Source organism: Pseudarthrobacter sp. NS4 (assembly GCF_024758005.1).
Classification (GTDB): Bacteria; Actinomycetota; Actinomycetes; order Actinomycetales; family Micrococcaceae; genus Arthrobacter.
Genome location: NZ_CP103288.1, coordinates 2,468,067 through 2,480,602 on the forward strand (window position 1 = coordinate 2,468,067; position 12,536 = coordinate 2,480,602).

The window sequence follows — 12,536 nt, forward strand, 5'->3', positions numbered from 1 at the left end:
ACTCATTCAGTACTGGCTGGTTCACGTGCTTCGGAAGATGACTGGTTCCCGCCTGCCGGCGCGTGGGCGTAGAGACCGTACTTGGCGATGTACTGGACCACGCCGTCCGGTACCAGGTACCAGACGGGGTTGTTCGCGGCCACGCGGGTCCGGCAATCCGTGGAAGAGATGGCCATGGCCGGAACCTCGAGGAGGCTGACGTCGTCCCGTCCCATCCCGTCGAGGATGTGGCCGGGCCGTGTCACGCCAACGAAATGGGCCAGCGACCACAGCTCGTCAATGTCCTTCCACGACAGGATTTGCGCCAGGGCATCCGCCCCCGTGATGAAGAACAGGTCCGCGTCCGGGCGCTGCACCCGCAGGTCCCGGAGCGTGTCAATGGTGTACGTCGGTCCGGGGCGGTCCACGTCCACCCGGCTCACGGTAAAGCGCGGATTGGAGGCCGTGGCGATAACTGTCATGAGGTACCGGTGTTCGGGCTCACTGACCTGCTTGTGGGACTTTTGCCACGGCTGGCCAGTGGGTACGAAAACCACCTCGTCCAGGTCGAACTCGGCAGCCACTTCACTGGCGGCGACCAGGTGGCCGTGATGGATGGGATCGAACGTCCCGCCCATCACGCCCAGCCTCAGCCTGCCATTGGCACCGCTGTGGTGCAGAACGCGGGAAATGTTAGTGGCCCTGCCCGTGATCGTGCTTGTTGGGGTGCTGGCGGTGCGGGTCCGCGTGCTCCTCAGTGGCAACGTGGCGGTTGCCCAGGTTGGAGTAGGACAGCGTGATGAACATCAGCACCAGCAGGACGGCGAAAATGACCACGCCGAAGACCCACGGCTCAGCCCACAGCGGCGCGAGTTCGTGTTCTTCGCCTTCGGCGATGGTCGTGGCGATCTGCTGGAACAGCATGTTCTCCCCTAGGGTTCAAAGGTTTTTGGCAGCGGAAGTTCCCGCTGCTTTCTGGCGTCTGGTCTATGTTACCGCGTTGCTACCCGCGGACCTGGCCCTCGCCCTGCACGATCCATTTGGTGGTGGTGAGTTCGGTCAGGCCCATGGGGCCGCGGGCGTGCAGTTTTTGCGTGGAGATGCCCACCTCAGCACCGAGGCCCAGTTCCCCGCCGTCCGTGAACCGGGTGGACGCGTTGACGATGACGGCAGCGGAATCCACTTCCGCTATGAACCGCTCGGCGTTGGACAGGTCGTTGGTAAGGATCGCCTCGGTGTGGCCTGTGGACCAGGTGCGGATGTGCTTGACGGCCTCGTCCAGGCTGTCCACCATGGCCACCGCGAGGTCAAGGTTCATGTACTCGGTACCCCAGTCCTCGTCCGTGGCCGGTTGGGACTCAATGGAGGCCGGCAGGGCGGCACGGATGCGCTCATCGGCGTGCAGCCGGACCCCGGCCTTGCTCAGGGCTGCGGCGACGGCCGGAAGCACGGAGGATCCCGAGTGGACCAGGAGCGTCTCCACCGTATTGCATACGCTGGGCCGCTGGGTCTTGGCGTTGAGCAGGATTTCCACGGCCATGTCCTCGTTCGCGGACTCGTCGATGAAGATATGGACGTTCCCCTCCCCCGTTTCAATGACCGGCACGGCGGAATTGGTGACCACTGTCTGGATGAGGTCGCGGCCGCCGCGGGGAATCAGCACGTCCACCCTGCCCCGGGCACGCATCAGCACGTTGGCGCCGGCCCGGCCGTACTGGTCAACGGTCTGCACGGCGTCGGCAGGCAGGCCTACAGACTCCAGCGCTTCACGGAGCACTTGTACAAGGACTTCATTGGTGGCCTCGGCCGCACTTCCGCCGCGCAGGATCACGGCGTTGCCGCTCTTGAGCGCCAGCCCGGCAATGTCCACCGTCACGTTGGGGCGGGCTTCGTAGATGGCGGCCACCACGCCCATGGGGACGTTGACCTGGCGCAGGCGCAAGCCATTGGGGAGGGTTTGGCCGCGGACCACGTTGCCGACGGGGTCCGGCAGGTTTGCCAGGTTTTCCAGCGCAGCCACCAGCCCGGCGATGCGGGTTTCATTAAGAGTGAGCCTGTCCAGCAGGGCGGTTGAGGTGCCGTTGGCCTTTCCGGTGGCCACGTCCCTGGCGTTGGCAGCGAGAATCGCCTTGCTGTTCTCCTGCAGGGCCACCCCCACCGCGCGCAGTGCTCTGTCTTTCCAGGCCCGGTTGGCCATGGCTATCCGGCGGGCCGCATGGCGGGAACGGTCGGCAATAGCGTGGACGGCAGCTTCAACGTCAGCCCCGGACAAGGGGACGTTGGCTGATTCCGGCGCTGCTGCGGGCGCTGGCTGCTGCGCCCCGGGCGCGGCAGCAGTATCTCCGGAGTTTTCAGCAGTCTGGTGAATCAGGGCCTCAGTCATGTTCCAAGTTTAGGCGAGGCTGGAGCTCAGACCAGCACCAGGTCATCTACATGAACAACTTCGCGGTCGTAGCCGGTGCCGAGTTCCTCACCCAGGTCCCGGGTGGACCGGCCCAGCATGCGGGGAAGCTCCTCCGACGAGTAGTTCACCAGTCCGCGGGCTACCACGGTTCCGTCGGCACTGACGATCTCGACGGGGTCGCCCGCCTCGAAAACGCCGTGTACCGCTGATATGCCGGCAGGCAGCAGCGACGTGCGATGATGACGCACAGCCCTTACGGCGCCGTCGTCCAGGACCAGGCGGCCCTGCACCGAGGCGACGTGGGCAAGCCAGAGGAGGCGGACCGGTTTCCGGGCCCCGTTGACCGTGAACCAGGTGCCCACGTCCTCGCCGTTCAGTGCCGCGGCAGCGTTGGGCGTGGACGTGACCAGGGCGTGGATGCCGGAGCCGGCGGCCATGGTGGCGGCCTCCACCTTGGTGAGCATGCCGCCGGTGCCGACGCCCGCCTTGCCGGTTTTTCCGATGGACACGCCCTCGAGGTCGTGGGGGCCGGCAACCAGCGGGATCCGCTTGGCGCCAAGGGCGGGCGGGCCGTCATAAAGGGAGTCCACGTCGGACAGCAGCACGAGCGCATCGGCCCGCACCAGGTGTGCCACCAGGGCCGCAAGGCGGTCATTGTCGCCAAAACGGATCTCGTGCGTGGCCACCGTGTCGTTTTCGTTCACGACAGGGACCACGCCGAGGTTCAGCAGCCGGTTAAGGGCGCGGAAAGCGTTGGTGTGCTGGCTCCGCCGCATCAGGTCATCAGCCGTGAGCAGCACTTGGCTGACTGTTACACCGTGGGCGCCGAATGCATGGGTGTACCGGGCCATCAGCAGGCCCTGCCCCACACTCGCGGCGGCCTGCTGTGTGGCCAGGTCGCGGGGCCGCTTGGCCAGGCCAAGCGGCGCCAGGCCGGCGGCGATCGCACCGGAGGAGACCAGGATGATCTCCGTCCCGGTGTTCCGCTTGGCGGCCAGGGCGTCCGCGAGGCCGGTCAGGGATTCTTCCGAGATGCCGCCCTTGATGCTGGTCAGCGACGAGGAGCCTACCTTCACCACGATCCGGCGGGCGTTGGCGAGCACGCTTCTGTCCACGGTCCGGGGCAGCGGCTCCGCGGCCATGGCCCTAGAACTCATCGTCTGCGCCCAGTCCACTCTCCTTGAGCGGCTTGGCAACGCGGCGGCTGCTCACGGACTCGGTCCAGATGCCGGCCTTCCGCTCCGCTTCGAGTTCGGCACGTGCGGCGGCCTTTGCGTCCTTGCGTTCCTGCTGTTCGTCGCGCTTCTGGCCACGCGTGGGGCGGTCGCCGATATCGGCGAAACGGACGTCGGTGCCGCGCGGCGACGCCAGGAGTTCGGCGCCGGCCATCATGGTGGGCTCCCAGTCGAAGACGACGCCGTCGTCCTCGCCGATCACCACGGTGTCACCGGGCTTGGCGCCCTGCTTGAACAGTTCGGTCTCCACGCCCAGCTTGGCCAGGCGGTCAGCCAGGTAGCCGATGGCTTCCTCATTGGTGAAGTCGGTCTGCTTGACCCAGCGCACCGGCTTTTCACCAAGCACGCGGAACAGCGGCTCGAGACCTTTTTCCTCCCGGCGGATCTTGAACCCGGCTTCGTTGACCGCGCGGGGCTTGATGACAACGGGCTGGACCTTGGGCGGGGCAGCAGCTACAGCATCACGGGCGGCTTTGACGATCTCGGCCATGGCGAAGCCCAGCTGGCGCAGGCCTTCGTGGCTGGTGGCGGAAATTTCGAAGACGCGGTAGCCGCGGGATTCAAGTTCAGGGCGGACGAACTCCGCCATGTCCTTGCCGTCGGGCAGGTCCACCTTGTTCAGTGCCACCAAGCGGGGGCGGTGGTTCAGCGGAACCACTTCGCCGTCCTGGCCGGCGTAGCTCATGTCCACAGCGTACTTCTCCAGCTCGGCCTCGATGACGGCGAGGTCCGAAAGCGGGTCCCGTTCCGATTCCAGTGTTCCGCAGTCCAGGACGTGCACCAGTGCAGCGCACCGTTCCACGTGGCGCAGGAAGTGGTGGCCCAGGCCCTTGCCCTCGCTGGCGCCCTCGATCAGACCGGGGACATCGGCGATGGTGAAGCGGACGTCGCCGGCCTGGACCACACCAAGGTTGGGGATCAGCGTGGTGAACGGGTAGTCGGCGATCTTGGGCCGGGCCGCTGACATGGCGGCGATGAGGCTCGACTTTCCGGCGGACGGGAAGCCCACCAGTGCAATGTCGGCGATGGACTTCAGTTCCAGGACGATGTCGCTGGATTCGCCCTCGATGCCGAGCAGGGCGAATCCGGGAGCGCGGCGCTTCTGGGAGGAGAGTGCCGCATTGCCAAGTCCGCCGATGCCACCGGCGGCCGCGACGTATTCGGTGCCTTCCCCCACGAGGTCCGCCAGGACTTTTCCGTCCTTGGACTTGACCACTGTGCCGTCGGGAACGGGCAGGATCAGGGTCTCGCCGTTTTTGCCGCCGCGCCAGTCACCCATGCCGGGGCCGCCGTTGGTGGCGTGGCGGTGGGGGGCGTGGTGGTAGTCAAGGAGGGTGGTGGTCTGGTGGTCGACGCGCAGGATGACGTCGCCGCCATTGCCGCCGTTGCCGCCGTCGGGACCGCCCAGCGGCTTGAACTTCTCGCGGTGGACGGAGACGCACCCATGGCCGCCGGTACCGCCGGCTACGTGCAGTACTACCCGGTCTACAAAGCTGGCCACGTGGATCTCCTCAGTGCTGTTTTTCGAGACGCCCAAGGGCGTCAAGTCGATTGTAATGCTGTTAAAAGAACAGTGGAGCGGGCCATCAGGCCCGCTCCACCGCTTTAAGACTTGTTGTTACTCTGCAGCTGCAGCAGCAACGATGTTGACGACGCGGCGACCGCGGCGGGTACCGAATTCAACGGCTCCCGGGGTCAGTGCGAACAGGGTGTCGTCGCCGCCACGGCCAACGCCGGCGCCCGGGTGGAAGTGGGTGCCACGCTGGCGGACGATGATTTCGCCTGCGGAAACTACCTGGCCGCCGAAGCGCTTAACGCCGAGGTACTGAGCGTTGGAATCACGACCGTTGCGAGTGGAGCTCGCGCCCTTTTTATGTGCCATCTGATGTGCCTGCCTCTAAATTCTGGGGAATCTGCTGAAAAACCTGAACAGTAACCGGTGGTTACTGAATGCCAGTGATCTTGACCTTGGTCAGTTCCTGGCGGTGACCCTGGCGCTTCTTGTAACCGGTCTTGTTCTTGAACTTCTGGATGACAATCTTAGGACCGCGGAGGTCCTGGAGGATCTCAGCCGTGACAGTCACCTTGGCCAGGTCGGCAGCGGCGGAGGTGACCTTGTCACCGTCTACCAGGAGCAGCGCGGGCAGCTCAATGGTGCTGCCAGCTCCACCGGCGACGCGGTTGAGGGTAACGAAGTCTCCAACGGAAACCTTCTCTTGGCGGCCGCCTGCGCGGACAATCGCGTACACCACTTGGGAACTCACTTCTCTCGACGTTTATTACAAAATTTGCGTGCGGCGCCCGGCTCTGTAGTGGCTGGGCTTCCGCTGTGCCTCAACGCCGTGGGTTCGCGGGGGAACCCGTGAGCTATCCCCGAAGGGGTCATAACCCAAGTGTTGGCGTAAGCACCGAAGAACTAGACTACGCTAATTTCGTCTTCGGCCGCAAATGAGGCTGGTTCCGGCGCGTTGGCTGTGATAGTAACCACAGGACAACCCGGCGGCGGGACCGCGCCTCACCATACTACCGGCGGAACGGCCCGCAGCCGCTCAGGAGTGGAGCCGCGGCGCGTCGAAGAAGTCCACTTCCAGGCGGCAGGACTGTTTGAAGGCAGTCACCATCTCGGCCCGCTCATCATCCGACGCCTTGCGGCCGGCTCCGTCCACGATGGCGATGGCCTTGCGCGTGGCTTCGGCAAAGTCTGCGTCAGCGTAGGTGCGGAGCCACTCGGCATAGGGGTGGCCCGCCGGTTCGCCAGCGGCAACGAACTGGGCGTGGAGGGTTTTGCCCACTTCGGCATAGAGCCAGAAGCACGGCAGGACCGCGGCCGCCAGCACCGCGTAACTGCCCGATGAGGATGCCGCCAGCAGGTGGTCCACGTAGGACTTGGTAACCGGGCCCAGTTCGGGCCGGACGGGGCGGGTGCTCAGCCAGGACCGGTGCAGCTCAGACTCCACTTCGAGGCACTGCCGGGCGGAGGCAGCCCAGAACAGCTGCTCTGCCTCCGTGGGTGCCAGGGCGCTTGCCCGCGCCAGCACCCGCGAGTACCCGTTGAGGTAGATGGCGTCCTGGGCGAGGTAGTAGGCGAACTCCTGCTCGGGCAGGCTGCCCGAGGCGAGTCCGCGGATGAACTCCAGCGCGTAGATCGCGTTGAGGTCCTCGTCGGCTTCGGCCCGCAGCCGTGCAGCGAAACCTCCGGAATGCGGAACCGGGCGCAGGTGGTGGAAGTGGTGGACGGGCCCGTTGCCTGTTCCCACCTCCAGACCTTCGGAAGCTTCGAGCGCGGCTGCCAGCCATGGCTTCACTTCCCGCAGCGACGCCTCCCAGTCCCCCAGCCGCGCCTGCACCGTTGCCATCGCCGATGAGAGGGAACAGCCGGTGCCGTGGCTGTTGCGCGTTGCCACCCGCTCCCCCGGCACCTCGACTACTTCGGCGCCCAGCATGCCGGTGGTGTTGACCAGCGCATCCGGGCATTCCGTCCCGTCCAGGTGGCCTCCCTTGACCAGCACTGTAGTTCCGGTGGCTGCAGCGAGGCGCCTCCCCTGCTCGAGCGCCCCTGCCCAGGAGTCCTGCAGGTCTTCGCCTACCAGCATGGCGAGTTCGGCCAGGTTGGGGGTAATGAGGTGGGCGAGCGGCAGCAGGTCGCGCAGCGCCGCTTCGGCGGACTCCTGCAGCAGCCGGTCACCGCTGGTGGCGACCATCACCGGGTCGAGGACCACGACGGCGGGGCGCACCTTTTCGAGCCACTTGCGGACAGCTGCGATGACATCGGCGTCGCCCAGCATGCCAATTTTTACCGCGTCGATGCTGATGTCATCACTGATGGCGTCCAGCTGTCCTGTGAGGAAGGACGCCGGCGGGACGTGGACCGCCGTCACGCCGCGGGTGTTCTGGGCCGTGAGGGCGGTAATGGCGGCCATGCCGTATCCCCCGTGCGCGGCAATGCTTTTCAGGTCCGCCTGGATACCGGCGCCGCCGGACGGGTCCGATCCCGCAATGGAAAGGACACGGGGCACGTCCCGGCCCGTTCCCGGTTGGGCAGGCGTGGCCTGGAGAGCTTCCACGGGCATAACAAGAGTTGTAGACAAGAGACATCCCTTCGCCGGTACTAGCCGGACAGGTTCAACGGGTGTGGATCTCAGCCGGCCCTTCGCGCGGCACCCCGTGTCGGTTCCCCAGCCTAGCTTTTTTCGCGGTGGCAGGCGCAAGGTGACACATTGCGACCGGATGCCCTGCCCTTAAGTCCCGATGCCGTTTGACCCTTTGTTGCCGTTTAACGCAGGATGCCCGGCCTGCCACTGCTTGTGGCTGGCCGGGCATCGACGGGTTCCCCTAAAGCTCGGAGGCAGGAACTCCAACCCCCAGGATGATGGGCGCCTCGGCCGGCTTGGCGGCAGCGGCCTTGTCGGCACCCGAGGCGGTGGCCGGTTCCGGCGCCTTGGCAGCGTGCGAGTGTCCTGTGCTTGGTGCCGGTGCCTTCTCGTGCTGCTGGACGGACGTCTCGTTGGCGGCACCCTGCGCCCGGCTTGCGCTGCGGTTGCGCCGCGGCCTGCGCTGACGGGACTGCTCAACAGTGTGGTCGGACCAGTCCTTCTCCACTGCTGCGGGGACGGACTGCTGCTGGGCCTTGGCCGGTTCCGGTGTGGAAACCTGGGATTCCGGCTGTTCTGCCGGGGTTCCGACGGCGGGAGCAGGCTCGCCCAGATGGGCAAACGCTTCTGCCAGCCGGTCCAAAGTGAGGGCCGGTTCCGCCTGCTGCCCTTCCGCGTGCTCGACGAACGGCAGGACTACCTTCTCTCCGCCAAACGTCAGGACAGCAGCGGGCCGTGAGGAGGCATCGGCGTCGTGCTTCTCCGCTTCAGCCGGCGTGGCAGGCTGGACAGGCTGCACCTGCCGGGCAGCCGCCACCTCGTCGTCGTGCAGGTGCGCCGCGTGGGCAGCGGCAGCAATGTTGGCCAGCGCCAGCCTGGTGGCTTCCGCTTTTGCATGGCGTTCGGCGTCTGACGGGTCCGGGTGGACGGTGTGCACGTGCACGGCGGCGGCAGCCGGGGCAGCATCAGGCTGCTGGCCGCCGCGTCCGCGCCGGCGCTTGCGGTCCTGACGGACACCGGGCTGGTTGCTGTCGGTCCGCTGGCCCTCGCTGCGGTGTCCTTCAGCACGGGCATCAGGGCGGCTGTCGGTACGCTGCACGTGGTGCTCGGCTGCAACGATGTTGGCGCGGCGGTGCTCCACCGGATCATCGTGGGTGACCACGCCGCGCCCGGCGCAGGCCTCGCACTGCTCCCCGAAAACCTCCAGGAGCCCGGTACCCATGCGCTTGCGGGTCATCTGGACCAGGCCCAGGGACGTGACTTCGGCAACCTGGTGCTTGGTGCGGTCGCGGCCCAGGCATTCGACCATGCGGCGCAGGACCAGGTCCCGGTTGGATTCAAGGACCATGTCGATGAAGTCGATCACGATGATGCCGCCGATGTCGCGGAGGCGGAGCTGGCGCACCACTTCCTCGGCAGCTTCGAGGTTGTTCTTGGTGACTGTTTCCTCGAGGTTGCCGCCGCTGCCGGTGAACTTGCCGGTGTTCACGTCCACCACTGTCATGGCTTCGGTCCGGTCGATGACCAGCGAACCGCCGGAAGGCAGGAAGACCTTGCGTTCCAGAGCCTTGTGGATCTGCTCGTCAATCCGCCAGGCCGCGAAGATGTCCTGGTCCTTGGTCCACTTCTCGAGGCGGCCCACGAGGTCCGGGGCCACGTAGGTGACGTAGGCCTCGATGGTGTCCCAGGCTTCTTCGCCGGAAACGATCAGCTTGGAGAAATCCTCGTTAAAGACGTCACGGACCACCTTGATGGTGAGGTCGGGTTCGCCGTACAACAGTTCCGGGGCCAGGACCTTGGTGGAGGTGGACTGGCTTTCGATGCCTTCCCACTGGGCACGCAGCCGGTTGATGTCGTGCGTCAGCTCTTCCTCGGACGCTCCCTCGGCGGCGGTGCGGACAATGACGCCTGCCTGCTCCGGGAGACGGTCCTTGAGGATGCGCTTGAGGCGGTTGCGTTCGACGTCGGGCAGCTTCCGGGAGATGCCCGTCATGGAACCGCCGGGAACATACACGAGGTAGCGGCCCGGCAGCGAGATCTGGCTGGTGAGGCGGGCGCCCTTGTGGCCGACGGGGTCCTTGGTTACCTGGACCAGGACGGTATCGCCGGATTTGAGGGCGTTTTCGATGCGGCGCTGCTTACCTTCGAGGTTGACGGCCTCCCAGTTCACCTCGCCGGCGTACAGGACGGCGTTGCGGCCACGTCCGATGTCAACGAAGGCTGCCTCCATGGAGGGCAGCACGTTCTGGACCTTGCCCAGGTAAACGTTGCCGATCAGCGAATCCTGCTGGGTCTTGGACACGAAGTGTTCGGCCAGGACGCCGTCCTCAAGGACGGCAATCTGGATTCTGTCGTCGCGCTGCCGGACGATCATCTGGCGGTCAACCGATTCGCGGCGGGCCAGGAACTCTGCCTCGGTGATGACGGTGCGGCGGCGTCCGGTGTCGCGGGACTCGCGCCGGCGCTGCTTCTTCGCCTCCAGGCGGGTTGAACCCTTGACGCTGGTGACCCGGTTGCTGACGGCAGGTTCGCTGACCGCGCGCGGCGCGCGGACACGGGTCACGGTGTTGGGCGGGTCGTCATTCCCGCCGCCGGTCAGCTCAAGGTCCTGGTCGCCACGACGGCGGCGGCGACGGCGGCGGGACGTGACGCCTTCTTCCAGCTGCCCGGCCTGCTCTTCGTCGGCCTCGTCAGCGGAAATGTCTTCAGTATCGCTGTCGGTTCCAGCCTCCACGTCACGCTCGTCGGCGCGGCCGCGGTTCCGGCGGCCACGGCCCCGGCGCCTGCGGCGGCTGGCGGAATCCTCGGCGTCGCCGTCTTCGGCGTCGTCCTCTTCAGGCTCTTCGGCGGCGGCTGCCGCGGGGCGCACCACGGTACTGAGGTCCGGGGCCTGGAACAGTACGGAGGTGGGGGAAGCAGGTTCCATGAACAGGGAGCCGAACGGGCTGGCGGCCGCGGGCGCCGCTGCGGCAGGTGCGGTTTCCTCTTCGGCCCCGGGATCTTCTTCGGCCCCGGCTTCCGGGGCGCCGGCCTCGGGGGCAACGGCTTCCGGGGCAGTCTTCGACGGCGCCTGGCCGGCTTCAGGGGCTGCAGAGGCCCCGGACGGCACCTCCACTGCCGGAGCGGCATCCGGGGCTTCCGTCACCGCGTCCGCCACGACGGGCGTTTCCTGCTCCGCGGGAACGGCATCAGCCGCTGCCGTGTCAGCTTCCCGGGCCGGTGCGGAGGTTTTGCGGGTGGCAACACGACGGCGGCGGACCGCCTTGGTTTCGGCTTCCGCCTCGGGGGCAGCCACGGGCGGCGCGCTCTCTTCGGCTCCGGCGGCAGTATCTGCAGGGCCGCCGGTTCCTGCTGCTTCGTCTCCTGCTCCTTCGTCGGCGAAGGCCGGGAGCGGCACGGCGTCCGCTTTCTTGCGCGAGCGGGTGCGGCGGGCGGGTGCCTTGGTTTCGGCGGCGGCAGCTTCCACGTTTTCGGCGGTCGCGTCGTCGGCAGGTCCGTTCTCCGCAGCGTTCTCTGCGTCCGTGTTCCCGGTTTCTCCGGTCAGGCCGTCGTCGGCCTTCGGTGCTGCTTTGCGGCGGCTCCTGGCAGCCCTCTTGGGTGCAACAGCGGCGTCCGCAGCCGCAGCATCATCATTAACGGCCAATTCTTGTTCATTTTCCATATGCAGCAGCGCTCCTGCCCCTGATGTACCGCCACATCCGGCACCCATTGGGCACATATTGTCAAAACCCGCAGGCGTTGACAGAAGTCAAGTGGATACTCCCAGGTTCGCACCGGCGTTGGGGTGCGGCAGCCCGTGGGAGCCGGCGGGATGTCCTGAAACCCGTTGTTCTGCGTGCTACAACCAGGTGCCGCCCAATGGAGTCGCGGGAGTCTGGATCGGAAGCATCCGAAGCCTGCCCTGCTCGTCATTGGCGGTCTTGAGAACAAGCCACCGGACCGGAGTCCGAATGTGGATCGGCTTCCAGCCACGTTTATTCTCTCATACCCCGGCTAAATCCCGGCGGAAGCGGGAGCTGTAGTCGCCTGCCTGGGGATGGCTTCCAGCCGCCGGCGTTACAATCGGGCAAGGAGCACCGGACGAAAAGGACGCCATACCAATGCCCAGCATCTCCCCCGCCAGCAGCACCCATGCCGCGGACCGGACCCTCGGCCCGGACAGCACCACAGCAGCTGTCCCCACGATGACCCGCGACCGTCCTTTCGGCTGGCTGCTGGTGATCACCGGCGCCATCGGCTGGCTGGCCTCCGGAACCCTTGTCCTGGAAAAACTCGCGGTGCTCCAGGATCCCAACCACAGCACAGTGTGCGACGTTAATCCGTGGATCTCCTGCGGCGATGTCATGAAGACCTGGCAGAGTTCGCTGTTCGGCTTCCCCAATATGTTCATCGGGATCGTGGCGTTCGCCGTCGTCATCACCGTGGGCATGGCGCTGCTTTCCGGGGCTGCCTTTGCCCGGTGGTTCTGGGTGGGCCTGCAGACAGGCGTCACGCTCGGTTTCATCTTCGTTGTGTGGCTGTGGTCCCAGGCCCTCTACGACATCCGCATCCTCTGCCCGTTCTGCATGATTGTTTGGGCGGCCATGATCCCCCTCTTCGTCTGGGTGACCATCCGGAACATCACCGCCGGCGTCATCCCCGTCCCGTCCGGCGCCGCCCGTGTCCTGGGCGACTCCGGCTGGATCATCACCGCGCTGCTGTACGTTGCCGTCATCGCCACCATCTTCTTCGCATTCATCCAGGTGTTCGCAGGAACATCAGGGTACTAATCTTCGCTGCAAAGATGAGTACTCATTACTCGTGCCGCAGCAACCCTCTCAAGATCTA

The 12,536-nt window shown here is 66.1% G+C and carries 10 protein-coding genes and 1 riboswitch; of the genes, 1 reads left to right on the forward strand and 9 read right to left on the reverse strand.

Translation table 11 applies throughout. The features are described from left to right. Window positions 1-2: 2 nt before the first annotated feature. The 9 genes from nadD to NXY83_RS11690 all read right to left on the reverse strand — a co-directional run bounded on the left by nadD (window position 3) and on the right by NXY83_RS11690 (window position 11,370). Window positions 3-617 carry a nicotinate-nucleotide adenylyltransferase gene (gene nadD / locus NXY83_RS11650; RefSeq protein WP_258802403.1) on the reverse strand — a complete coding sequence of 205 codons (615 nt, stop codon included), beginning with the start codon at window positions 615-617 and terminating at the stop codon, window positions 3-5. A 55-nt stretch (window positions 618-672) separates the two neighbouring features. After that, window positions 673-903 (reverse strand): hypothetical protein, encoded by a 231-nt coding sequence (locus tag NXY83_RS11655; protein ID WP_258802404.1) that lies wholly within the window; start codon window positions 901-903, stop codon window positions 673-675. A gap of 79 nt (window positions 904-982) precedes the next feature. Then, complete coding sequence (locus tag NXY83_RS11660) at window positions 983-2,362, reverse strand: glutamate-5-semialdehyde dehydrogenase (protein ID WP_258802405.1); 1,380 nt, start codon at window positions 2,360-2,362, stop codon at window positions 983-985. Between the two features lie 26 nt (window positions 2,363-2,388). Next, a complete protein-coding gene (proB, locus tag NXY83_RS11665; RefSeq protein ID WP_258802406.1) occupies window positions 2,389-3,540 on the reverse strand; it encodes a glutamate 5-kinase in 1,152 nt (383 codons plus the stop codon). Continuing rightward, window positions 3,530-5,119 (reverse strand): GTPase ObgE, encoded by a 1,590-nt coding sequence (gene obgE / locus NXY83_RS11670; protein WP_258802407.1) that lies wholly within the window; start codon window positions 5,117-5,119, stop codon window positions 3,530-3,532. The genes proB and obgE overlap by 11 nt, the downstream gene beginning before the upstream one ends. A gap of 117 nt (window positions 5,120-5,236) precedes the next feature. Further along, window positions 5,237-5,500, reverse strand: a complete 264-nt coding sequence (gene rpmA, locus NXY83_RS11675; protein WP_009372867.1) for a 50S ribosomal protein L27 — start codon at window positions 5,498-5,500, stop codon at window positions 5,237-5,239. 61 nt (window positions 5,501-5,561) lie between these two features. Beyond that, window positions 5,562-5,870 (reverse strand): 50S ribosomal protein L21, encoded by a 309-nt coding sequence (rplU, locus tag NXY83_RS11680; protein WP_079596325.1) that lies wholly within the window; start codon window positions 5,868-5,870, stop codon window positions 5,562-5,564. Between the two features lie 297 nt (window positions 5,871-6,167). Beyond that, complete coding sequence (gene thiD / locus NXY83_RS11685) at window positions 6,168-7,688, reverse strand: bifunctional hydroxymethylpyrimidine kinase/phosphomethylpyrimidine kinase (protein WP_258806185.1); 1,521 nt, start codon at window positions 7,686-7,688, stop codon at window positions 6,168-6,170. A 7-nt stretch (window positions 7,689-7,695) separates the two neighbouring features. Then, window positions 7,696-7,793, reverse strand: a riboswitch (TPP riboswitch). A 157-nt stretch (window positions 7,794-7,950) separates the two neighbouring features. Beyond that, window positions 7,951-11,370 carry an Rne/Rng family ribonuclease gene (locus NXY83_RS11690; RefSeq protein ID WP_258802408.1) on the reverse strand — a complete coding sequence of 1,140 codons (3,420 nt, stop codon included), beginning with the start codon at window positions 11,368-11,370 and terminating at the stop codon, window positions 7,951-7,953. A 439-nt stretch (window positions 11,371-11,809) separates the two neighbouring features. Between NXY83_RS11690 and NXY83_RS11695 the strand changes: the two genes are divergently transcribed. After that, on the forward strand, window positions 11,810-12,478 hold the full coding sequence (locus tag NXY83_RS11695; RefSeq protein ID WP_258802409.1) for a vitamin K epoxide reductase family protein: 669 nt from the start codon (window positions 11,810-11,812) through the stop codon (window positions 12,476-12,478). Window positions 12,479-12,536 lie beyond the last annotated feature (58 nt).